Annotated in this window: 19 protein-coding genes; 12 read left to right on the top strand and 7 right to left on the bottom strand. The window is 71.2% G+C overall.

Translation table 11 applies throughout. The features are described from left to right. Positions 1 to 47: 47 nt before the first annotated feature. Positions 48 to 659, top strand: coding sequence for a TetR/AcrR family transcriptional regulator (locus Cs7R123_RS08110; RefSeq protein WP_244871685.1), 612 nt, complete (start codon positions 48 to 50; stop codon positions 657 to 659). A gap of 89 nt (positions 660 to 748) precedes the next feature. Here the strand turns inward: Cs7R123_RS08110 and Cs7R123_RS08105 are convergent, their stop codons facing one another. After that, on the bottom strand, positions 749 to 1,006 hold the full coding sequence (locus tag Cs7R123_RS08105) for a helix-turn-helix domain-containing protein (RefSeq protein WP_212824765.1): 258 nt from the start codon (positions 1,004 to 1,006) through the stop codon (positions 749 to 751). Positions 1,007 to 1,060: 54 nt separating this feature from the next. Between Cs7R123_RS08105 and map the strand changes: the two genes are divergently transcribed. Continuing rightward, positions 1,061 to 1,828: a type I methionyl aminopeptidase gene (gene map / locus Cs7R123_RS08100; RefSeq protein ID WP_212824763.1), complete on the top strand. Its 768-nt coding sequence runs from the start codon at positions 1,061 to 1,063 to the stop codon at positions 1,826 to 1,828. Between the two features lie 4 nt (positions 1,829 to 1,832). Here the strand turns inward: map and Cs7R123_RS08095 are convergent, their stop codons facing one another. Then, a complete protein-coding gene (locus Cs7R123_RS08095) occupies positions 1,833 to 2,588 on the bottom strand; it encodes a DUF6807 family protein (protein ID WP_212824761.1) in 756 nt (251 codons plus the stop codon). A 212-nt stretch (positions 2,589 to 2,800) separates the two neighbouring features. Between Cs7R123_RS08095 and Cs7R123_RS08090 the strand changes: the two genes are divergently transcribed. Further along, positions 2,801 to 3,415 carry a cysteine hydrolase gene (locus Cs7R123_RS08090; RefSeq protein WP_212824759.1) on the top strand — a complete coding sequence of 205 codons (615 nt, stop codon included), beginning with the start codon at positions 2,801 to 2,803 and terminating at the stop codon, positions 3,413 to 3,415. 45 nt (positions 3,416 to 3,460) lie between these two features. Next, entirely contained in the window at positions 3,461 to 4,030 is a 570-nt protein-coding gene (locus tag Cs7R123_RS08085) for a hypothetical protein (protein WP_212824758.1), read from the top strand. A 62-nt stretch (positions 4,031 to 4,092) separates the two neighbouring features. On the opposite strand, the gene Cs7R123_RS08080 is transcribed toward Cs7R123_RS08085, so the two are convergent. Together Cs7R123_RS08080 and Cs7R123_RS08075 are read right to left on the bottom strand one after the other, a co-directional pair. Further along, positions 4,093 to 4,884, bottom strand: coding sequence for a proprotein convertase P-domain-containing protein (locus Cs7R123_RS08080; RefSeq protein ID WP_308442875.1), 792 nt, complete (start codon positions 4,882 to 4,884; stop codon positions 4,093 to 4,095). 190 nt (positions 4,885 to 5,074) lie between these two features. Then, a complete protein-coding gene (locus Cs7R123_RS08075; protein ID WP_212824754.1) occupies positions 5,075 to 6,100 on the bottom strand; it encodes a LacI family DNA-binding transcriptional regulator in 1,026 nt (341 codons plus the stop codon). 184 nt (positions 6,101 to 6,284) lie between these two features. Here Cs7R123_RS08075 and Cs7R123_RS08070 point away from each other — a divergent pair, with 184 nt between their 5' ends. The 5 genes from Cs7R123_RS08070 (at position 6,285) to Cs7R123_RS08050 (ending at position 14,772) form a co-directional block, all read left to right on the top strand. Beyond that, positions 6,285 to 8,186, top strand: coding sequence for a glycoside hydrolase family 127 protein (locus tag Cs7R123_RS08070; RefSeq protein ID WP_212824752.1), 1,902 nt, complete (start codon positions 6,285 to 6,287; stop codon positions 8,184 to 8,186). A gap of 78 nt (positions 8,187 to 8,264) precedes the next feature. Next, positions 8,265 to 9,554 (top strand): sugar ABC transporter substrate-binding protein, encoded by a 1,290-nt coding sequence (locus Cs7R123_RS08065; RefSeq protein WP_212824750.1) that lies wholly within the window; start codon positions 8,265 to 8,267, stop codon positions 9,552 to 9,554. 74 nt (positions 9,555 to 9,628) lie between these two features. Next, a complete protein-coding gene (locus Cs7R123_RS08060) occupies positions 9,629 to 10,516 on the top strand; it encodes a carbohydrate ABC transporter permease (RefSeq protein WP_212824748.1) in 888 nt (295 codons plus the stop codon). 12 nt (positions 10,517 to 10,528) lie between these two features. Continuing rightward, positions 10,529 to 11,338 (top strand): carbohydrate ABC transporter permease, encoded by an 810-nt coding sequence (locus Cs7R123_RS08055; protein ID WP_212824746.1) that lies wholly within the window; start codon positions 10,529 to 10,531, stop codon positions 11,336 to 11,338. A 131-nt stretch (positions 11,339 to 11,469) separates the two neighbouring features. Further along, positions 11,470 to 14,772 (top strand): discoidin domain-containing protein, encoded by a 3,303-nt coding sequence (locus tag Cs7R123_RS08050; protein ID WP_212824744.1) that lies wholly within the window; start codon positions 11,470 to 11,472, stop codon positions 14,770 to 14,772. 76 nt (positions 14,773 to 14,848) lie between these two features. Here the strand turns inward: Cs7R123_RS08050 and Cs7R123_RS08045 are convergent, their stop codons facing one another. After that, entirely contained in the window at positions 14,849 to 16,057 is a 1,209-nt protein-coding gene (locus tag Cs7R123_RS08045; protein WP_212824742.1) for a hypothetical protein, read from the bottom strand. A 146-nt stretch (positions 16,058 to 16,203) separates the two neighbouring features. On the opposite strand from Cs7R123_RS08045, the gene Cs7R123_RS08040 reads away from it, so the two are divergent. Together Cs7R123_RS08040 and Cs7R123_RS08035 are read left to right on the top strand one after the other, a co-directional pair. Next, positions 16,204 to 17,232, top strand: coding sequence for a LacI family DNA-binding transcriptional regulator (locus tag Cs7R123_RS08040; protein WP_212824740.1), 1,029 nt, complete (start codon positions 16,204 to 16,206; stop codon positions 17,230 to 17,232). 21 nt (positions 17,233 to 17,253) lie between these two features. Continuing rightward, complete coding sequence (locus Cs7R123_RS08035) at positions 17,254 to 18,186, top strand: S41 family peptidase (protein ID WP_212824738.1); 933 nt, start codon at positions 17,254 to 17,256, stop codon at positions 18,184 to 18,186. A 13-nt stretch (positions 18,187 to 18,199) separates the two neighbouring features. On the opposite strand, the gene Cs7R123_RS08030 is transcribed toward Cs7R123_RS08035, so the two are convergent. Beyond that, positions 18,200 to 18,700 (bottom strand): hypothetical protein, encoded by a 501-nt coding sequence (locus tag Cs7R123_RS08030; RefSeq protein WP_212824736.1) that lies wholly within the window; start codon positions 18,698 to 18,700, stop codon positions 18,200 to 18,202. A 189-nt stretch (positions 18,701 to 18,889) separates the two neighbouring features. Beyond that, positions 18,890 to 19,528 (bottom strand): hypothetical protein, encoded by a 639-nt coding sequence (locus Cs7R123_RS08025; RefSeq protein WP_212824734.1) that lies wholly within the window; start codon positions 19,526 to 19,528, stop codon positions 18,890 to 18,892. Between the two features lie 206 nt (positions 19,529 to 19,734). Between Cs7R123_RS08025 and Cs7R123_RS08020 the strand changes: the two genes are divergently transcribed. Beyond that, on the top strand, positions 19,735 to 22,212 hold the full coding sequence (locus tag Cs7R123_RS08020; protein ID WP_212824732.1) for a beta-L-arabinofuranosidase domain-containing protein: 2,478 nt from the start codon (positions 19,735 to 19,737) through the stop codon (positions 22,210 to 22,212). The last annotated feature ends 38 nt before the right edge of the window (positions 22,213 to 22,250 follow it).

Raw genomic sequence — 22,250 nt, 5'->3', positions numbered from 1 at the left:
GAATTGCAACCGATGCAGTTTTGCGCTGACTGCCGTATGCTGATCGCGTGTCCCTCCGTGACCGCAAGCGCGAACGCACCCGCCAGGCCCTCGTCGACGCCGCGACCGAGCTGTTCGAGCAGCGTGGCTACGAGGCGACCACTGTCGCCGACATCGCGGCGGCCGCCGAGATCGGCACCCGCACCTTCTTCAGCTACTTCGCCACCAAGGAGGACGTGCTCTTCCCGCAGGGCGATGCGCGGGTGGCGGCGGTGCTCGACGCGATAGCGGCGCGGGGGCCGGACGACGGCCCGGCCGACGTGCTGCTGCGTGCCCTGCGGCAGACGGCGCAGGACAGCGACGACCTGGTCAGCCCGCTTGCCGCGCTGCGGCTGCGGCTGATCCAGACGGTGCCCGCCGTGCGCGGCCGGGGCCTTCAGCTACAGCTCGACGCCCAGCGGGAGATCGCCCGGCACCTGGCCGACGCGTTCGGCGACCGGCTGGACGCGGTCGGTGCGGCTGCGCTGACCGGCGCGTTCGTCGGCGCGATCACCGGCGCGCTCCAGGTGCTGCTCGAAGATCCGGAGCGGCCCGGCGATCCGGCCGCGTTGCAGGCGGCCGTCCGGCGGGCGACCGACTTCGTGTTCGCACCCTGGCTCGGGCACGCAGAACGCGCCTGACCCGCGATCGGGCCAGGCGGGTGGAGTGGATCAGGGCAGCTCGGCGCGCAGGATCTCGCGCCGGCGACGATCCCGTGCCCGCAACGGGTTTAGCGCGCGCCGGCCGTCGCGGCGAGGGCTTCGGCAAGGGTGTTCAGATCGAGGTCGAGCACTCTGGCCAGGGCGGCGACGGTGAAGAAGGCCGGGGTGCAGATCACGCCCTGCTCGATCTTGCGCAGTGTGTCCAGGGAGATCCCGGCCTCGGCGGCCACCTCGGCGGCGCTGCGGTCGCCCCGGGCCAGTTGCAGCGTGCGGCCCAGGGCCGCGCCGCGGCGGCGCTCGTCGTCGGTCAGGGGGGTGCGCACCATGGGGCCCATCATACCGCTGGCGCCGATGATAATACTGGTATTAAAATACCAGCCATGGTCGTCCTGAGAACCGCCGCCGAGATCGAAGCCGTCCGCGAGTCGGGCCGGGTCGTCGCCACCGTGCTGGCCGCCGTCGCGGCCGCCGCCCGTCCGGGCGTACGCCTGGACGAGCTGGACGTGCTGGCCGCCGACCTCATCGCCGCCAGCGGCGCCAAGTCCTCGTTCCTCGGCTACCACCCGCGCTGGGCGCCGATGCCGTACCCGGCGGTGCTGTGCCTGTCGGTCGACGACGCGATCGTGCACGGCATCCCCGGCCGCCGCGCCCTGCGCGCCGGTGACCTGCTGAGCATCGACTGCGGCGCCCACATCGACGGCTACCACGCCGACGCGGCCGTCACCGTCGGGGTCGGCCAGGTCGACCAGGCCGCGCAGCGGCTGGCCCGGACCGCGGCGCAGGCCCTGGCCGCGGGCATCGCGGCCGCGATGCCCGGAGCGCGTCTGGGCGACATCTCCCACGCGGTCGAGTCGACGGCCCGAGCCGCCGGATACGGCCTGCCCGAAGGGCTCGGCGGGCACGGTGTCGGCACCGCCATGCACGAGGATCCCGACGTGCCCAACACCGGCCGTCCCGGCCGGGGCCTGGTGCTGCGCGAGGGCCTCGTCATCGCGATCGAGCCGATGCTCGTGGAGAGCGGCAGCGACGACAGCCGCACCGGCGCCGACGGCTGGACCGTGCTCACCCGCGACGGCAGCCGCGCCGCGCACGCGGAGCACACCATCGCCGTCACCGCCGACGGGCCGGTGGTGCTGACCGTGCCCTAGCGGCTCAGGTGTCGGCGAACTCGGCGGTGAACCGGCCGCGCCACGGCACCCCCGCCTCGACGACCTGGATCTTGTCGTAGGCCCACGCGGCGCAGACGCCCGGGTAGATGCCGGTGCGCACGAACCAGCGCGACGCCCCGGTCAGCGTGGCCCGCCAGCCCGGCACGGCCCAGTCGACCCGCTCCCGCGTACACCCGTTGACCTGCTTCTCGCCGCGCAGCTCGCCCGCGCTGACCTTCGGGTCGGGCACCGGTGCGAACCGCAGGAAGCAGCCGCCGTAGCCGGCGCCGTCGGGGCGGCCGTTGGTCGCCGGGCTGCCCAGCGCCACCTGCCGTGTCGCGGTCAGCTCCCAGCTCAGCCCCAGCCGCCACGCCTCGGAGTGCACCAGCGTCGCGGTGATCTCGCGACGCTCGTGCAGCAGCACCTCGCCGTCGCGGTCGCGCCAGGCCAGCCGCTGCACCAGGCGGTCGTCGGCGGCCTCGTCGAAGCCCTCGTGGGTGATGGTGCCGTGGTCGTCGAGCCAGGTGTAGCCCTGGTCGCGCACGTACGTGCGGCCGCCCCACAGGTTGGTGCCGTTGACGTCCTGCACCGCCAGCGACAGGCCCAGGTGCCAGCGGTGGTCCTCCGGCAGCGCGTCGGTCACCACCGCCCCGGCCAGCGTGCGGATCGGATGCAGGTACGGCCGCGGCGACAGGGTCGGGTCCAGGTCCGGCGCGATCACGTACTCCGCGACGGTCACGCCGCCGACCTTCAGCCTCATGACGTCCCTTCGCGGGGGCTACCCGGACATGGCGGTGCACATCACGACAAACGTTTGCGGCAACGCTAGCCCGCCTCACGTTCACCGTCAACGCCGTCCCACCCCGCCGCCCCGGCGGTAAGGAAGGACACCCTCTTGTCGCTATTCGAGGTAGAAGGTGCCCCTCCCGACCCTAGGCTGACCTCGGGGTCTGCGGGCGGGGGCGGTGGCGGATGGAGCGGTACGGCAGCGCGACGACGGGGCTGATCATCAGCGACCCGTACAACGACTTCCTCAGCGAGGGCGGCAAGCTGTGGCCCCGGGTGAGGGAGGTCGCCGAGGCGGTCGGCGCGATCGGGCACATGCGGCAGGTCGCGGCGGCGGCCCGCGAGGCGGGCATCCGGGTGTTCTACTCCCGGCACCGGCGCTGGCAGCCCGGCGACTACGAGACCTGGTCTCATCCGACGCAGACGCAGCTGCGCAGCGCGACCAACCAGCTGTTCGCGGCGGGGACCTGGGGCGGGCAGTGGCACCCGGACTTCGAGCCGCAACCCGGCGACGTGCTGGTCCACGAGCACTGGGCGCAGAGCGGCTTCGCCAACACCGACCTGGACCTCCAGCTGAAGCAGCACGGCGTCCAGAAGATCATCATCGTCGGGATGGTCGCCAACACCTGCGTCGAGTCCACCGGCCGGTACGGCATGGAGCTCGGCTACCACGTCACCCTCGTCCGCGACGCCACCGCCGCGTTCACCCCCGAGGCCATGCACGCCGCCCACGAGGTCAACGGCCCCGCCTTCGCGCACCACATCACCACCACCGAAGGCCTGCTGGCAGCTTTCGGCTGAGCCGGCCGGCGCCGGCTGTCGGTGCCGGTGGCTAGCATCGCCGCCATGTCGAGCCGTCTTTCCATCACTCTGAACGCCCGCCTGCGGCCGATGGACCGCGGCGATGTCTACGAGGACCCGCTGCAGGAGGTGCTCGACGCCCGCTGCCCCGGCAGCGAGATCGACGGCGGTGGCACCCTGATGTCGGCCACCGGCGAGGTGTCGTTCTGCGACCTCGACGTCGAGCTGGCGGGCGACCCCGACGAGGGCATGGCCGTGGTGATCGAGACCCTGGAGTCGCTGGGCGCGCCCAAGGGCTCCACGGCCGACCTCGACGACCGGGAGACCGTCGTGTTCGGCCGGTTCGACGGGCTCGCCGTGTATCTCGACGGCACCGGCCTGCCCGCCGAGGTCTACGCCGACAACGACATCAACGAGCTGATCGGGCAGTTGCACGAGAGCCTGGGCGACGCGGGCCGGATGCAGTCGTACTGGTCCGGGCCGACGGAGCTGGCGCTGTACTTCTACGGCCCGTCCGAGCAGCGGATGCGCGAGCTGGCGGCCGACGTCCTGCGGGTGCATCCGCTGGCCCGGGGCTGCCGCCTGCTCGCCCTGCCGGACCGGATCCAGGACTAGCTTCCGGCACCGTGAACGCGGACGGCCCCTCCGCGGTGGAGGGGCCGTCCGCGCGGTCGCCGTCAGAGCGACAGCGTCCAGCTGTTGAGGTATCCCTTGTCAGCCGGAGAGGCGTCCTGCACCCGCAGGCTCCAGGTGCCGTTGCGGACCTCGCTCGACAGGTTCACCGTCAAGGTCTTGACGATGTTGTCGGCCGACCCGCCCTGGCGGTTCTGCAGCACGTAGACGCTGCCGTCCGGCGCCACCAGGCTGACCACCAGGTCGCCGGAGTAGGTGTGGACGATGTTGAGCGCCACCGTCGCGGTCGCCGACGCGTTGCCCGCACACCCCGCCACGGCCAGGGTCGAGGTGACGGTGCCGTTGTCGGGGACCGTGGTGTCGGTGTCGTTGGTCCGCGAGCACAGCGGTGTCACGGCCAGCGTCAGCGTCCAGGTGTTGACGAACCCGGCGTCGGTGGCGGCCGCATCCTGCACCCGCAGCCGCCAGGTGCCGTTCGCCGCCTGCGCCGACAGGTTCGCCGTATAGGTCTGGTCGACGTTGTCGGCCGACCCGCCCTGACGGCTCTGCAGCACGTAGACGGTGCCGCTCGGCGCCACCAGGCTCACGACCAGGTCGCCCCGGTAGGCGTGCACGATGTGCACCTCGACCGTCGAGGCCGCCGCCGCGTTGCCGGCGCAGCCGCTGATCACGATGGTGCTCTCCGCCGTGCCGAGGTCGGGGACGTTCACGTCGGTGTTGTTGGTGCCGACGCAGCCTGCGGCCAGGGCCGCGCCCGGGGCGACGCCCACGGCCAGCCCGCCGGCGAGCACCGTCGCGGCCCCGACGACCGCCAGTCTGGCCAGAACTTTCTTCACAGCATTTCTCCCGTCCAGCCCCCCGAAGCGCTCGGGTGTGGTGTCTCCACCCTGCGGCCCGAGGCCGGCAGCAGGTAGTAGGGGAAACCCCAGCCATGGGTAGGGCTCAGGGAAAGAGGCTGCAGTTTCGGGGAAAGTGCAGGAATCTTGCGCCGAATTCCTGCACTTTCCCCGAAACTGCACCAAGACCTCAGGGCTGCTGGGCGGGCCCGGTGGATTCGCGGACGACCAGGCGGCAGGGCTGGCGGATGACGCCGGACGACGGCGTGCCGTCCAGGGCCGCGAACAGGTGCATGACGGCCGTCGCGCCGAGCTGCTCCAGGTTGAGGTCCACCGTGGTCAGCGGGGGGCGGCAGTCGGCGGCCATCTCCTCCCAGTTGTCGTAGCCGACGATCGCCACGTCGTCGGGGATGCGGCAGCCGTGGTCGAGCAGCGCCTGGGCCACCCCGGCCGCGATCTGGTCGTTGCCGCAGAAGATGGCGTCGACCTCGGGATGGGCGTTGACGAGGGTGCGCGCCGCGTGCCGGCCCCAGCGCTGCGACCATTCGCCGTACTGCGGTTCGCCGCCGACCAGGGTCAGCCCGGACTCGGCCAGCACCGCCTTGAGACCGGTGACCCGGTCGCGGGCGGCCCGGTAGCTCTGCGGGCCGGTGATGTGGGCGATGTTGCGCCGCCGCAGCGACACCAGGTGCTCGCCGGCCAGCCGGGCGCCGCCCTCGTCGTCGGCGAGCACGGACAGGTCGGCGGGGTCGGTGGACTGGCCGTAGACGTACACGACCGGCACCGGGATGTCGCGGCTGAGCGAGGGCCGCAGGTCGTTGCTGTCGCCGAGGATGATGAACCCGTCGACCTGGCGGGCGAGCAGGGTGCGGATGTAGTGCTGGCGCCGGATGGCGTCGCCGCGCGCGTCGCACAGCAGCACCGACATCTGCTCGTTGCCCAGCGCGTTCTCGGCGCCGAGCAGGATCGGGATGGAGAAGCGGCCGCCGAGCTCGTCGGTGAGCAGCCCGATGGTCCGGGTGCGCCCGGAGATGAGGCCGCGGGCCAGCACATTGGGCTGGAACGACAGCTGGTTGGCCGCCTGGAGCACCCGCAGCCTGGTGTCGGCGGCGACCTCCGCGCGCGCGTTGAGCGCCTTGGAGGCCGTGGCCACCGACACCCCGGCCAGCCTGGCCACGTCGGTGAGGGTGACCGACTGGGATCGCCGCCTGCCCAACTGAAAGCCTTTCGATCGCGTTTCGACAGTGGGTCGAAGAGTACGCGTGCACGTCGACCTTGGCTAGTCTCGATCCACGTTATCGAGATGTAACACAACGGGTCTCTTGCCGAAAAGGTTTTCGGCATCCACAGTGGCTCCAACGTTCAAGTGACCACGGTCACGGAAGTTGTTGGAGGCGGAGATGACGGTGACGGCGCGGACCGCCGACCTGACCGGAGGTCGGCCCGTGGTGCCGTCGCGGGGAGTCCTGCGACCGCTGGGCCTGGGAGAGGTTCGCATCACCGGGGGCTTCTGGGCGCAGCGTCAGCAGGTGAACGGCCGCCAGACCCTCGACCACCACCGCGAGTGGTTGGACAAGCTCGGCTGGACCGGCAACTTCACCGCCGAAGCGGGCCAGGGCAGCCGGGAGCGGCGCGGCCGCGAGTTCTCCGACTCGGAGGTCTACAAGCTGGTCGAGGCGATGTCGTGGGAGACCGGGCGGGTGGCCGACCCGGCGCGCGACGCGCAGCTCGACGAGCTGACCGCGATGATCGCGGGAGCGCAGGCGGCCGACGGCTACCTGCACACCGCGTTCGGCGGGGCCGGGCAGCGGGCCCGCTACGAGGACCTGGCCTGGGGGCACGAGCTCTACTGCGCCGGGCACCTGCTGCAGGCGGCTGTCGCCCGGGCCCGCACCGGCGGGGGAGAGGCGCTGCTCGACGTGGCGCGGCGCGTGGCCGACCACGTGTGCGAGGAGTTCGGCCCGGCCGGGCGCGACGCGGTCTGCGGGCACCCGGAGATCGAGCCGGCGCTGGTGGAGCTGTACCGGGTGACCGGCGAGCGCCGCTACCTGGACCAGGCGGCCCTGTTCGTGGCGCGGCGCGGGCAGCGCAGCCTGCCGCCGCACGAGTTCGGCTGGTCGTACTTCAGCGACGACATCCCGGTGCGCGAGGCGACGGTGCTGCGCGGGCACGCGGTGCGGGCGCTGTACCTGGCCGCGGGCGTGATCGACGTGGCGGTGGAGACGGGCGACGACGAGCTGCTGGAGACGGTGGCGGCGCAGTTCGACCGGACCCTGGCCCGGCGCACGTACCTGACCGGCGGGATGGGCTCGCGGCACCTGGACGAGGCGTTCAGCGACGACTTCGTGCTGCCGGCCGACCGGGCGTACTCGGAGACCTGTGCCGGGATCGCGGCGATCATGGTGGCCTGGCGGCTGATGCTGGCCACCGGCCGCGAGCGGTACGCCGACGTGATCGAGCGGATCCTTTTCAACGTGGTCGCCACGGCGGTCGGCGACGACGGCCGCTCGTTCTTCTACGCGCACACGCTGCACCAGCGCACGCCGACGCGGGTCCTGCCGACCGATGTGGAGCAGCTCGGCTTCGGGGGCGGGCCGCGGGCGCCGTGGTTCGAGGTGTCCTGCTGCCTGGCCAACCTGGGCCGGCTGCTGTCCAGCCTGTCGACGTACACGGCCAGCGTCGAGGGCGACGCGCTGCGGGTGCACCAGTTCGCCGACGCCGAGATCGACACGGCGCTGGGCGACGGCCGCCGGGTCGCGGTGCGGATGGCCACCGGCTACCCGGACAACGGCACGGTGCGGCTGGACGTGCTGGCCGCGCCCGGCGGCACGTGGACGCTGGCGCTGCGCCTGCCCGCCTGGGCGGCCGGGGCGACGGTGACCGTGAACGGGCAGCCGCAGCCGGTCGCGGGGGACCGGGCCGTGCTGACCCGCGAGTTCGCCGCGGGCGACGTGGTCGTGCTGGAGCTGCCGATGCGGCCCCGGTTCACCCGCCCCGACCCGCGCATCGACGCGGTGCGCGGCTGCGTCGCGGTCGAGCAGGGCCCGCTGGTGCTGTGCGCCGAGTCGCCCGGCGGCGAGCTGGACCTCGACGCGCTGCGGGTCGACGTGGACACCGCGCCGGCCGACGGCGAGGCGGTGACGGTGCTCGGGCACACCGAGGACCTGCCCGAGCAGCCGTGGCCGTACGCCGACGCGGGGCCGGTCGGGCGGCGCGATCCGCTCGCGGTGCCGCTGGTGCCGTACCACCGCTGGGCCCGCTCCGGGCCCTCGACGATGCGGATCTGGCTGCCGACAGCCTGATCCCCTCAGACGCACCACCTGACGCAACACCATAGGTAACACCCTTGAATCCGCTCAATTGACCGATTAGGAGTGCTCATGAGAGTGAGGAAGCTGCGCGGCCTGGCCCTGGGCGCGGTCGCGCTGCTGCTGGCATCGGTGACCGCGTGCGGCGGTGACGACCCGGCGGCGCCGGGCGCGTCGGGCACCGACGGCGTCGACGACGGTGCCCAGCTGACGCTGTGGACCCGGGCGGCGACAGAGTCGGTGTCCAAGGCGTACGCCGAGGCCTACAACGCCACTCACAAGAACAAGGTCACCGTCACCTCGTACCCGAACGAGGAGTACCCGGCGAAGCTGGCCTCGGCCGCGGGCGCCAAGGCGCTGCCGGACCTGTTCGGTTCCGACGTGGTGTTCGCCCCGCAGTACGCCTCGCAGGGTCTGTGGGCCGACATCACCGACAAGTTCGCCGCCAGCGGGCTGAAGGACAAGGTGTCGCCCGGACACGTGCGGGCCGGCACCTGGGAGGGCAAGAACTACGCCGTCCCGCACACGGTCGACATGTCGGTGATGCTCTACAACAAGGACCTCTACGCCAAGGCGGGGCTGGACCCGGAGAAGGGCCCGAAGTCGCTCAAGGAGTTCGCCGAGCAGGCCCGCGCGATCAACAAGCTGGGCGGGGGCGTGCACGGCACGTACTTCGGCGGCAACTGCGGCGGCTGCGTCGAGTTCACCTTCTGGCCCTCGGTCTGGGGCGCGGGCGGCAACGTCCTCGACGCCGACGGCAAGAACGCCAAGATCGACTCTAAGGAGATGGCCGACGTCTTCGGCATCTACCGCGCCCTCTACGAGGAGGGTGTGGCGGCCCCGGCATCCAAGGACGAAGCCGGTCCGACCTGGCTCGGCGCGCTCCAGAGTGGCAAGATCGGCATCGCCCCCGGCCCGTCGGTGTGGCTGGGCCTCATCGAGGAGAAGGGCGTGAAGATGGGCGTCGCGCCGATCAGCGGCCCGGACGGTGGCGACTCCACCTTCATCGGCGGCGACTCGATCGGCATCGGCGCCACCAGCACCAAGGCCGCCCAGGCCTGGGACTTCCTCAAGTGGACCATGTCCGAGGAGGCGCAGGTCGAGGTCATCGCCAAGAACAAGGGCGTGCCGATCCGCACCGACCTCGCGTCGAACAAGTACTCCGCAGCCGACCCGCGCATCGTGACCATCAACAGCCTGGTCGCCAAGGGCGTCACGCCGTACGCGAAGAACTTCAACGCCTCGTTCAACGACCCGCAGAGCCCCTGGCTCCAGACGGTCCGCGGCGCCCTGTTCGGGGACGCGGCCAAGTCGCTGACCGACGGCAACACCGCCATCACCAAGTCCCTCCAGCAGGGCTGATCCCACCCCGGCCCGGCCGCCGCCGCTCGGCGGCCGGGCCACACCCCCGAACCACCCCCCGAACCGGAGAGTCGATGTCCTCGAAGGCAAGCCGCAGCCGGATGCGGGCCCTGACCGGCGCCGCGTACGCCGCTCCGACCGCGGTCATGGTCGTGGTGTTCTTCCTCGCCCCGCTGCTGCTGGTGGGCTGGATGTCACTGCACAAGTGGCCGCTGCTGGGCGTGCCCACCATGAACGTCCCGGACAACTACACCCGCATCGCCGACAACGACCTGGTCGGCTCGGCGGTGTGGTTCACCCTGCGCTACACGGTCGTGATGACGGTGCTGCTGTTCGTGGTGGCGTTCGGGCTGGCGCTGCTGGTGCAGCACCGGCGCCCGGGGGTCGGCTTCCTGCGTACGTCGTTCCTGCTGCCCATGGCGGTCGGGTTCGCCAGCGCCTCGCTGCTGTTCCTGGGCCTGCTGTCGGACGAGATCGGTCCGGTCAGCGACCTGCTGCGCAGCATCGGCGTCATCGACGGCTACGTCTCGTGGACCAGCGGCAGCTCCACCTCGGCGCTGGGCTCCACGGTCGTGCTGGTGCTGTGGCGCTTCGCCGGGTTCAACATGCTGATCATCCTCACCGGGCTCCAGGCCATCCCGCTGGAGGTGTACGAGGCCGCCCGCATCGACGGCGCCACCCGCTGGCAGACCTTCCGCCGGGTGACGATCCCGCTGATGCGCCCCACCATCGCGCTGGTGCTGACCATGATGGTGACCGGCTCGCTGCTGGCCTTCGACCAGTTCTGGATCCTGACCCGGGGCGGCCCCGACAACAGCACCACCTCGCTGGTGATGCTGATCTACCGGGAGGCGTTCATCCGCCTCGACCTCGGCTCCGCCTCGGCGATCTCGGTGGCCCTGCTGGCCGTGCTCATCGTGTTCAACGTCGTCCAGCTCGGCGTCCTGCGCCGGCGCGGTTAGGAAAGGCCCCGCATGAACTCGTCGAACGCCGTGAGCCGGTGGAGCTTCTACATCACCGGTGCCGCGCTGGCGATCCTGTTCCTGTCGCCGCTGCTCTGGAGCGGCTGGGCCTCGCTGCGCACGCCGAGCGGCTTCGGGCTGGAGAACTACGACCGGCTGTTCACCTCGGACAACGGCATCCGCCTGGAGCACATCGTCAACAGCGTCACGGTCAGCGCGCTGACCGTCGGCGGCACCCTGCTGGTCTCCACCCTCGGCGGGTACGCCTTCGGCCGCTTCCAGTTCCCCGGCCGCGACCTGCTGTTCCTGCTGACCCTGGCGATCCTGATGGTGCCCTACGCGACCATCCTGATCGCGCTCTACGTGCTGCTGGGCTGGATCGGCCTGCAGGACAGCCTGATCGGCCTGAGCCTGGTGCTGATCATGTTCCAGCTGCCCTTCTCGATCTTCATGATGCGCAACTCGTTCGAGGCGGTGCCGCGCGAGCTGGAGGAGTCGGCCCAGGTCGACGGCTGCACCACCTTCACGGCGCTGCTGCGGATCATGCTCCCGGCGGTCAAGCCGGGCCTGGTCACCGTCGGGCTGTTCGCGTTCCTGACCTCGTGGAGCGAGTTCTTCGCCCCGCTGATCCTGCTCAACTCCACCGACAAGTTCACCACCACCCTGGCGGTGGTGAACATGCGTACGGCCAGCCACGGCTCCATCGACTACGCCGCCCTGGAGGCGGGCGTGGTGTTCATGGCGGTGCCGTGCCTGCTGCTGTTCGCGTTCATGCAGCGCAGCTACGTACGCGGCTTCACCTCGGGAGCCCTCAAGGGATGACCGCGACGTAGCCGTACCAGCTCCCGGCCGTGCCCAGCGACCGCCTACCCGCGCGGGCACGGCCGGGCCCACAGACCTCTCACCGCAGCCCAGTTCCCCACACCCGTCCCCCACTTGTGGAGGTGAACCACATGCCATCCATCTGGCGCGCCAAGCGCAGATCGCTGGCAGCCGGGCTCTGCGTCGTGCTCGCCGCCGGGGTTGGTGCCGTACAGGCACAGTCCCCGGCCCTGGCGGCCCAGAGCATCGGCTATCCCACGTTCAACGGGCCGGCCGTCCCCACGGCCCCGGCGAGCTACACGCCGGGCAACATGATGCAGGCCGCCTACAACGCGGAGTCCGGCGGCACGGACTTCTGGCTGGACCGGATGCTCGGCCGGTCCGGCGGCAGCGACCCCTCCGACGCCGACGGCGCGATCCTGATGACCCGCGGCCGGGCCCTGTTCATGAAGACCTACACCCCGGGCACGCTCGGCTTCGCCGGGCACGTCGCCTACTGGGAGAGCATCAGCGACAACAACGCCTACACCATCACGGCCAGCCCGGGGACGTTCACCGAGCAGACCGCGCAGCGCTGGCAGGGTCCGAGCTACTTCAAGAGCGTGCACACCAGCGGCTCGGTGTCGATCACGCAGCAGAAGTTCATCACCGAGAACAACGTCGCGGTCACGAACCTGTCGATCACCAACAGCGGCTCGGCCTCGACCACGATCACGCTGCGGGCGGTGTCGCCGTACGCGACCAGCGGCAGCGGCAGCGAGCTGACCGGCACGGCGGGCACGAAGAACAGCCTGACCACGCTGACCACCAAGCTGACCGGTGACGGGTTCGCCGTCTCCAGCGGCGGCCTGAACCGGTCGATCACCATCGCCGCCGGGGCCACGGCCACGGCCAAGGTGGTCATGGGCTTCATCGCCGCCGAGATCCCCGAGTCGTCGACGGACTACACCGCCTACGCCGGTTACTCCAACGCGACCGCGTTCGCCACCCACGTGCGGGCCTACAACCTGTGGTGGGCGCAGAACGTGCCGTACTTCAACTCGCCCGAACCGGCGATCAACAAGAACTACTACTACCGCTGGTGGCTGATGAGGTTCAACAACCTCGACGCCAACATCCCCGGCCAGACGTTCCAGTTCCCGACGTCGGTCGAGGGCGCGCTCGGCTACAACAACGCGATCGCGCTGACCCAGCCGATGCACATCGACGACCTGAAGTACCTGCGCACGCCGCTGTACGCGTACGGCGACTGGCTCAGCGTCGGGCAGACCTCCAAGAACGGCCGGTTCGTCGACAACCCGGGCGACCCGGAGAACTGGTCCAACAGCTACACCCAGTACATCGCCGAGGCGGCGTGGAAGAGCTACCAGATCCACGGCGGCCAGCCCGCGATCGCGGCCAACCTGGCCAAGTACGCCGAAGGTGACGTCAAGGGCCAGCTGTCGTTCTACGACACCAACAACAACAAGCTCATCGAGTACGACTGGGGCGCGCTCACCGGCAACGACGCCGACGCGGTGTCGTTCCACTGGCGCGCGGGCAACATGGACCGGGGTGAGGCCGCCTACCAGTACAGCGGCGCCCGCGCCGCCGCCCAGGCGTACGCCGCGGTCGGCAACACGGCCAAGGCCAACGAGATGAACACGCTGGCCGACCAGATCCAGGCCGCGTTCGTCAACGTGCTGTGGAACCCCAGCACGCAGCTCTTCCAGAACCGGATGGCCTCCGACGGGGCGTTCAACCCCTGGAAAGAGATCAACATCTACTACCCGTTCGCGGTGAACGCCATCCCGAACACCACCACCTACAAGCAGGCGCTGCGGCTGTTCGACGACCCGGCGCAGTACCCGATCTTCCCGTTCTACACGGCCAACCAGGCCGACAAGGCGGCGTCGGGCACCGGCAGCAACAACTTCTCGACCATCAACTCCACGGTGCAGTTCCGGCTCATCGGCTCGGTGCTGCGCAACTACCCCAACTCGTGGATCACCGCCGACTGGTACAAGAAGCTGCTGTACTGGAACGTCTGGGCGCAGTACGTCAACGGCAACACGTCGTGGCCGGACGCCAACGAGTTCTGGGCGGACTGGAACGGCTCGTCGATCACGTACCGCTCCTGGATCCACCACAACATCCTCGGCAGCAGCAACTGGACGCTGATCGAGGACGTCGCCGGCCTGCGCCCGCGCAGCGACGCGAAGGTCGAGCTCAACCCGATCAACATCAACTGGCCGTACTTCACGGTCAACAACATCCGCTACCGCAACGCCGACCTCACCATCGTCTGGGACGACCCGGCCGACGGCGTGGTCCGCTACCCCGGGGTGCCCGAGGGCTACTCGATCTACATCAACGGCAGCCGGGCGGCCACGGTCAGCTCGCTGGTGCCCTTCACCTGGGACCCGGCGACCGGCGCGGTCACCACCACCGGCACGGTCACCTACAACACCGCGGTGTCCGGCCTGCAGGCCCCGAACCAGGTCGTGCAGACCGACGCCCGGGTGCTGGACGAGCTGGCCAAGGCCGGTGTCGACACCACCCTGCCGGCCCTGACCAACCTGGCCTCCGGCGCCACCGCCACCGCGTCGTTCACCGGCTCCGGCACCACCACCGCCGGTGCGGTCGACGGCTTCCCCACGAACGAGCCGTTCTGGGGCGCCGGCGGTTCGGCCAACAGCCAGGACTGGCTGGAGCTCAACCTCGGCACCGCCAAGACCTTCAACGAGGTGCGGCTCTTCTTCAAGGACAGCCGTCCGGCCTCGGCCACCTACCGGGCGCCGTCGTCGTACGACGTCCAGTACTACAACGGCAGCGCGTGGGTCAGCGTCGCCAGCCAGGCCAAGACGCCCAGCACCCCGAAGGGCAACTACAACCTGGTCACGTTCCCGGCGGTCACCGCCACGCGGGTGCGGGTGCTGGCCACCAACGCCTCGGGTGCCAAGACCGGCCTCACCGAGATCAAGATCTTCAACCGCGGGGGCGTACAGCCGCCGGTCTCCACCAACCTGGCCCTGGCGGCCGCGCCGAGCTGCTCGTACACGTCCTCGTGGGAGAGCTGCGCGGCGATCAACAACGGGGACGAGCCGACCAGCTCCAACTGGGGCGCCACCAACGCGGGCAACCGCTGGGGCACCTGGCCCAACAGCGGCGCCCAGTGGGCGGAGCTGCAGTGGTCGTCGGCGCAGACGCTGACCAAGGCCGACGTCTACTTCTTCGACGACGAGGGCGGGATCGACATGCCGTCCTCGTGGAAGCTCCAGTACTGGAACGGCAGCGCCTACGTCGACGTGCCAGGAGCCAGTGCGTACACGCTCACCAAGAACGCCTACAACACGGTCACCTTCACCGGGGTCAGCACGACCCGGCTACGGGTGGCGCTGACCAGCACCGGCACCAGCTCGGTCGGCCTGCTGGAGGTCAAGGCGTTCGCCTGACCCGCTTGACCGGCTGATCCGCCGACCGGCGGGGCCGGGCGCTCGACGAGTCCGCGAGCGCCCGGCCCCGCCATGTTCACCGGCCGGATTCCGGCTGCTCCGGGCCGGGGCCGCGGGAGTCGGCGACGAGCTGCTCGGCCAGGTCGCACAGCGAGGGCGGGCAGCCGTACGACCGTGCGGTGGCGAGCACCCGCTCGGCCCCGGGGGTGGCGCCGAGGTAGGACTGGGCGATCGTGCGCAGGGCCATGGCCGTGCCCTGGTGCTGGGCCGGTGCGGGCAGGCGCACCACCTCGGGGGTCAGCAGCACGGCCACCTCGGCGGGGCGCCCCTGGAGGAGCTGCGCCACGGCCAGGGCGTTGTGCGCCGCCAGCACCTGCCGATGCCCGGAGTCGAGCCCGAGCCGCGCGAGCTCGGCGACCTCCGCGATGTCCTCGGCCGTCGCTGCGGCGGCCGGATCACGCAGACCTTTCAGGTAGATCAGCCCGGCCGCGTTCGCCACGGTCGTGGCGAGCAGCCCGCCCGTGCGGCGGTCGACGTCGGGCGACCGGGCGAGGTCGGCGATGCTGCCCAGGGCGCGCGTGGTCTCGTCGTGCCCGGCCCGTACGGCCTGGCTGATGAGCTGGGCGGAGGCGGTGAGCAGCACTTTCGGCGAGCGGCTCGGGTCGGCGACGAGCGCGTACAGGGCGGCGGGCTCCAGCCGGCCGCTGGTGACGTCGTCGAGCAGGGCGCGGTCCTCGACGGACTCGCGCACCAGGGCGACGTCGCTGCGGGCCAGGTCGGGCCGCAGCAGCCAGCGCAGGGCGTTGCGGCCGCTGGAGCGGTGGGCGCCGTACCGCACCGGGATCAGGTTCTGCCCGGCGAACAGCAGCCCGCCCAGCGCGGCCGCGTCCAGCGCGGCCTGGACCGGGCCCGTCCGGTGGCGGGCGAGCAGCCATGTTCCATACGCGATGATCAGGCTCATCGCCGGGCCGGCGAGGTTGAACAGCGGCATGCGCAGCCGCAGCCGCGGTGCGTCGGCCGCCGGGCCGACCCGCACGAAGCTGCGTCTCAGCGGCGAGAGCTTCACCGTGACGACCGGCAGCCGCAGCAGCAGGGCGGCGCCGAGGTAGCCGAGCAGGCTCAACGGTTGGTGCAGCAGCAGCGCCGCCGATGCGGCGAGCACCACGAGCACCGCCGTCTCGGGCCTGGCGTCCACGCGCTGCGCGATCGCGATGGCGCCGACCGCCAGGACCGCGCCCGTCAGCAGTCCGATCAGGATGGTCGAGCGTTGCAGGGATCTGGTCACCGCAGCATGGTGCCATCTTCGGACGTGCTGGTGGGGGCGGGCGGGGATGGCGCTCTCACCGCATGGAGGCCGACGTCGATCAAGGCCGCAGAGCCCACCCCGCATGGAGACACCGAGGATCTAGGATGGCGGCTAGGGAGGGCGGTATGAGCCAGCAGCCGGCCGCGCGCGCCGCGGTCATGAACGACGTGGCCCGGCTCGCGGGCGTGTCGCACCAGACGGTGTCCCGGGTCCTCAACAACCACCCGAGTGTGCGCGAGGAGACCCGTGAGCGGGTCCTGCGCGCGGTGGCCCAGCTCAACTACCGGCCCAACGCGCTGGCCCGGGGGCTGGCCGGGCGGCGCTCGCGCGTCATCGGCGTGGTCAGCTTCGACACCATCCTGTACGGTCCCGCCGCGACCCTGCTCGGCGTCGAGCGGGCGGCGCGGCGGGCCGGATACGGCATCAGCATCGTGGCCCTGGAGCAGCTCGACCGCGCCGGGGTCGCCGCGGCGGTGGACTCGCTCACCGAGCAGTCCGTCGCCGGAGTCGTGATCATCGCGCCGCTGATGACGGCGGCCGCCGCGGTGCACAGCCTGCCCAGGGGCGTGCCCGCGATCGTGGTCGAGGCCGACGCCGCCGGCGAGCTGCCCACCGTCTCGGTGGACCAGGTCGCGGGCGCGCGGCTGGCCGTCCAGCACCTGCTCGACCTCGGCCACGAGACGGTCTGGCACATCTCCGGGCCCCGGGACTGGGTCGAGGCCCGCGACCGGGTCGACGGCTGGCGGCAGACCCTGGAGGCCGCCGACCGGCGCGTTCCGCCGGTGATCGTCGGCGACTGGAGCCCGCGCTCCGGGTACGAGGCCGGCCGGCAGCTGGCCGCCCGCGCCGACGTCACCGCCGTCTTCTGCGCCAACGACCAGCAGGCCCTGGGGCTGCTGCGCGCCCTGCACGAGGGCGGCGTCCGGGTGCCGGAGGACGTGAGCGTGGTCGGCTTCGACGACATCCCCGAGGCCGAATACCTGTCCCCGCCCCTGACCACGGTCCGGCAGGACTTCGACGAGGTCGGCCGCCGCTGCCTGGCGGCGCTGCTGGAGCTGCTCGACGCCGACGAGCCCCCGGCGGCGCCCACCCATCCGCGCGTCGCGCCGACCCTGGTCGCCCGCGCGAGCAGCGCGGCCCCGCCGCGCCGGTGAAGATCAGGTACCGTCTCGGCGGTGACAACCCCTCTGGTCGAGGCTGCCCTGGAGCAGCTGTGCAAGCACTACGTGTTCCCCGACAGGGCTCTCGCGGGTGCGGAGATCATCCGCTCGCGCGACTACACCGGACTGTCCGAGGCGGACCTGTGCGTCCGCCTCACCGAAGACCTGTTCGAGATCTTCGCCGACAAGCACCTGCGGGTCCGCATCCGGCCTGTCGAGCTCCAGGAGAGCGGCCAGAGCGAGGAGGCGGCCGAGGCCGCCTGGCGGGACTACCTGCGGGTCAACAACTTCGGCATCGCCCGCGCCGAGCGGCTGGCGGGCAACATCGGCTACCTCGACCTGCACAACGTCACCAGCCCGGACGTGGGCGCGTCGGCGATCGCCGCCGCGATGCAGCTGGTCGAGCACACCGAGGCCCTGATCATCGATCTGCGGCGCAACCGCGGCGGCTCGCCTGACGGCGCGATCTTCTGGTGCAGCTACTTCTTCAAGGACGAGCAGACGCACCTCAACAGCATCTACGACGGCACGACCCGGCAGACCAGGCAGTACTGGAGCCTGGCGTGGGTGCCCGGCCGCCGCTACCTGGACCGGCCGGTCTATGCGCTGACCAGCGACACCACCTTCTCCGGCGGCGAGGAGATCGCCTACAACCTCCAGGCGCAGCGGCGCGCGGTGCTCATCGGGCAGACGACCCGGGGCGGCGCGCACCCGACCGACCGCTACCCGCTGTCGGACACGGTGGAGATCACCGTCCCGTTCGCCCGCTCGGTCAACCCGGTGACGGAGACGAACTGGGAAGGGGTCGGCGTGCAGCCCGACGTCGAGGTGTCCGCCGAACAGGCGTACGCGGTGGCGTACCGGCGGGCGCTGGAGCACGTGGTCGCCTCGGCGGGCGACCGGCTGGTGGTCGAGCAGGCGCAGGAGGCGCTGGCCGCGCTGGCCTGACGGCCGGCCCGGGTCAGCGGGTGTCGCGGGCGGCCTGGCGGCGGGCGCCGGTGGCCCGGGTGGACGCGTGCCGCTTGCGCGCCGCCGGGGCCGAGGCGGGCGTCGGCTGCGTCCGCTGGGACCGGCGCGGCGTCGCGGCGGGCTTGCGGGCGGCGGCGGGCGGGGCGGTGTTGCGGGCGGCGCGGGCGGACTCCAGGCGCTCGGCCTTCAGCGCCAGCGCGCTCTCCCGCGCCACCACCGCGAGGCGGCGGCTCACCCGGGCGAGGGCGTCCTCGAACGCCTCGGCCTTGTCGCGGTTGCGGGTGTTCTTCTCGGCCGCCTTGCCGCGGCCGCCGACGGTGGAGACCTTGGCGGCGCCCTGGCGCCGGTAGAGGCCGGTGTACTTGTTACGGGCCCGCCGCACCCGTGCGTGCAGGTCCAGCAGCTGGTCCTCGTCCAGCCCCGCCAGCTGGTCCACCGCGGTATCGCGTACCAGCAGGCGCTCTGCCTCTGTCAGGGTGTTCTCCACGGCCATGACGACCTCCTCCGCTAAGGCTGCCGCCCAGCCGGAGCCGCTGCGGCCACGTCACCCCGCATTCTCCGGCAACGGACCCGCCGCCCACCGGAATAGCGACAGTCGTGACTGCCCGCGGCGCCCGTCGAGATCTTGTGCGTTTTCTGCTGCCGGGGCGACAGAAAACGCACAAGATCTCGGCCGGGCGGATCAGCCGCGCAGCCAGGCGCGCCAGGTGGCGGGGGTGACCGGGGCGTGGGGGTGGTCCAGGGCCCAGGCGAGGTATCCGGCGCGCAGGCCGACCAGCGGGTCGGGGTCGCCGAGCGCGGCCTCGATCAGCCAGCGCACCGAGGGCTCGTGCAGCGTACGGGCGACCTTCACGTAGCCCAGGTCCTCGCACCGGTGCTCGCGCCGCACCGCCGCGTCGACCAGGGCGAGCAGGTCGCCGTGCGTGTCCAGGGTCGGGCCGTGCTGGGCCAGGGCGCGCAGGATCAGCCGCTTGGCGGTCCAGCTCCTGCCGTGCTCGGCCCACTCGTCCGGGAATTCGGTCTCCCAGCGCAGGTAGAGCACGGCGTGGCGGGCGAACGGGGCCAGCCGCTCGGCGGGGGCGCCGCTGGTCATGTAGTGCCAGACCGGGGCGGCGAACATCAGGTCGTACGCGTCGCGCATGGCCGCCGACAGCTGGTCGTGCTCGCCCACCCGCTGGTGCACGATCCGGGCCTGCGAGCTCAGCCGCGACCATTCCTCCTGGTACATCCGCTCGGTCTCCAGCGCCGCCTGTCGGCGGTCCGGATCGGGGTGCACCACGTCGAAGGTCCACGCGAACCCTGCCAGCTGCTCTGCCTGCATGACGGCAAAGGTGCCAGCGCGGTCGGCCACCCGGCAACCCCGCGCCGCACCGGGCGTGGCGCGCGCCACTCTCGCATCACCGAGTGAGACATGGCGATCACGGAGAGTGCGTGTTTCGATACTGTTGCCGAAAAGGATTTCATAGACAACTATCAGCGATTACGGACTCCGCTCTCGCCGCACCCGTCCTTGAGAAGGGTGAGAACATGTCCGCAATCTCCCGCCGTGCCGTGCTGCGGGCCGGTGCCGTGGGCGCCGCCGCGACGGCCGTCGGCGGCCTGTCCGCCGGGCAGGCGGCGTACGCCGCGCGCACCGACATCGGTGTCTCGGTATACCCGTTCCCGCTGTCGGCAGTCACGCTGCTGGCCGGGCCGTTCCTCAGCAACGCCGGGCGCACCCAGAGCTACCTGAGCTTCCTGGACGCCGACCGGCTGCTGCACACGTTCCGGCTCAACTACGGCATCAGCTCCTCGGCGGCCGCCTGCGGCGGCTGGGAGTCGCCCACCACCGAGCTGCGGGGGCACTCGATGGGGCACGTGCTGTCCGCGCTGGCCCAGGCGTACGCCAACACCGGCACCACCAGCTACAAGACCAAGGGCGACTACCTGGTGGCCCAGCTGGCCACCTGCCAGGCCCGCGCCACCACGGCCGGGTACAACACCGGCTACCTGTCGGCATACCCGGAGAGCTTCATCGACCGGGTCGAGGCGCGCCAGTCGGTGTGGGCGCCGTACTACACGCTCCACAAGATCATGGCCGGGCTGCTCGACATGCACCTGCTCACCGGCAACGCCCAGGCGCTGACGGTGCTGACCGCGATGGCGTCGTGGGTGAAGTTCCGCAACGACCGGCTCACCCTCACCCAGCGCCAGAACATGATGGACACCGAGTTCGGCGGCATGAACGAGGTGCTGGCCAACCTGTACCAGCTCACCGGCGACCCGAACCACCTGGCCGCCGCGCAGCAGTTCGACCACGCGGAGGTGTTCGACCCGCTGGCGTCCAACACCGACGCGCTGAACAACTACCACGCCAACACGCAGATCCCGAAGATGATCGGCGCGATCCGGGAGTACCACGCCACCGGCACCACCCGGTACCTCGACATCGCCCGCAACTTCTGGGACATCGTGATCGGGCACCACACGTACGCCATCGGCGGCAACTCCAACGGCGAGTACTTCAAGGCGCCCGACCGGATCGCCTCGGAGCTGTCGGACAGCACCTGCGAGTGCTGCAACGTGTACAACATGCTCAAGCTGTCCCGGCAGCTGTTCTTCACCAACCCCAACCGCGCCGACTACCTGGACTACTACGAGAAGGCGCTCTACAACCAGCTGCTCGGGGCGCAGAACCCGAACTCGACGCACGGGTTCCACAGCTACTACATCCCGCTGCGCGCGGGCGGCATCAAGACCTACAGCAACGACTACGACAACTTCACCTGCTGCCACGGCACCGGGATGGAGACCAACACCAAGTACGCCGACACGATCTACTTCTACTCCGGCGACACGCTGTACGTGAACCTATTCATCGCCTCGCAGCTCAACTGGGCCGCCAAGGGGATCACGGTGCGGCAGGACACCACGTTCCCGGAGGTGCCGTCGAGCAAGCTGACGATCACGGGCGCGGGCACGTTCACGCTGAAGGTGCGGGTCCCCGCGTGGGCCACCGGCGCGACGGTCAAGGTCAACGGCACCACGCAGAGCGGGGTCACGCCGGGGTCGTACGCGTCGATCAACCGCACCTGGGCCTCGGGCGACGTGGTCGACATCAGCCTGCCGATGGCGCTGACCCGCGAGTCCACGCCGGACAGCAGCACCACCCAGGCGGTCAAGTACGGCCCGATCGTGCTGGCCGGGGCGTACGGCACCACCAACCTGACCGCCCTGCCGACCCTGACCGCCTCCTCGCTCGCGGCGACCTCGACGCCGCTCCAGTTCACCGCGACCGCCTCCACCGGTGCGGTCACCCTGTTCCCGTTCTACAAGATGCACGGCCAGCGGTACACGGTGTACTGGAACGTCACCACGACCACCCCGCTGCCGCAGTTCGTGGCGCACTGGAAGTTCGACGAGACCTCCGGCACCAGCGCCGCCGACGCCACCGGCAACGGCAAGACCGCGTCGGTGGCCGGGGGCGCGACCTGGGTCGCCGGGCGCACCGGCAACGCGGTCGACCTCAGCGGCACCTCGCAGTACGTCTCGGCGCCGTCGGGCATCCTCGCCGGGGCGAGCGCGCTCACGGCCGCGACCTGGGTCCGGCTGGACACGATCACCAACTGGGCGCGGCTGTTCGACTTCGGCACCGGCACGACGGCGAACATGTTCCTCGTGCCGCGCAGCGGCTCCGGTACGGCCCGGTTCGCGATCACGACGTCGGGGGCCGGGGGCGAGCAGCAGATCAACGCCCCGGCCGCGCTGGCGACGGGGGCGTGGACGCACGTCGCGGTGACCGTGGGCGGCGGCGTGGGCATCCTGTACGTCAACGGTGCCGAGGTGGCGCGCAACTCCTCGATGACGCTGACGCCCGGGGCGCTGGGCAGCACCACGCAGAACTGGATCGGGCGCTCGCAGTACAGCGGGGACCCGTACCTGGACGGCGCGGTGGACTCGTTCCGCCTGTACAGCCGCGTCCTCACCGCCTCCGAGATCACCACCCTGTACTCCACCGGCGCCTGACCCCACCCCACCCACCCGCCATCCACCCTCACGCTCCG

The organism is Catellatospora sp. TT07R-123, assembly GCF_018327705.1.
In the GTDB taxonomy this organism is placed as follows: domain Bacteria; phylum Actinomycetota; class Actinomycetes; order Mycobacteriales; family Micromonosporaceae; genus Catellatospora.
The sequence above is the reverse complement of the archived record's forward strand: the minus strand, read 5'-3'. Positions and strand labels throughout refer to the sequence as shown.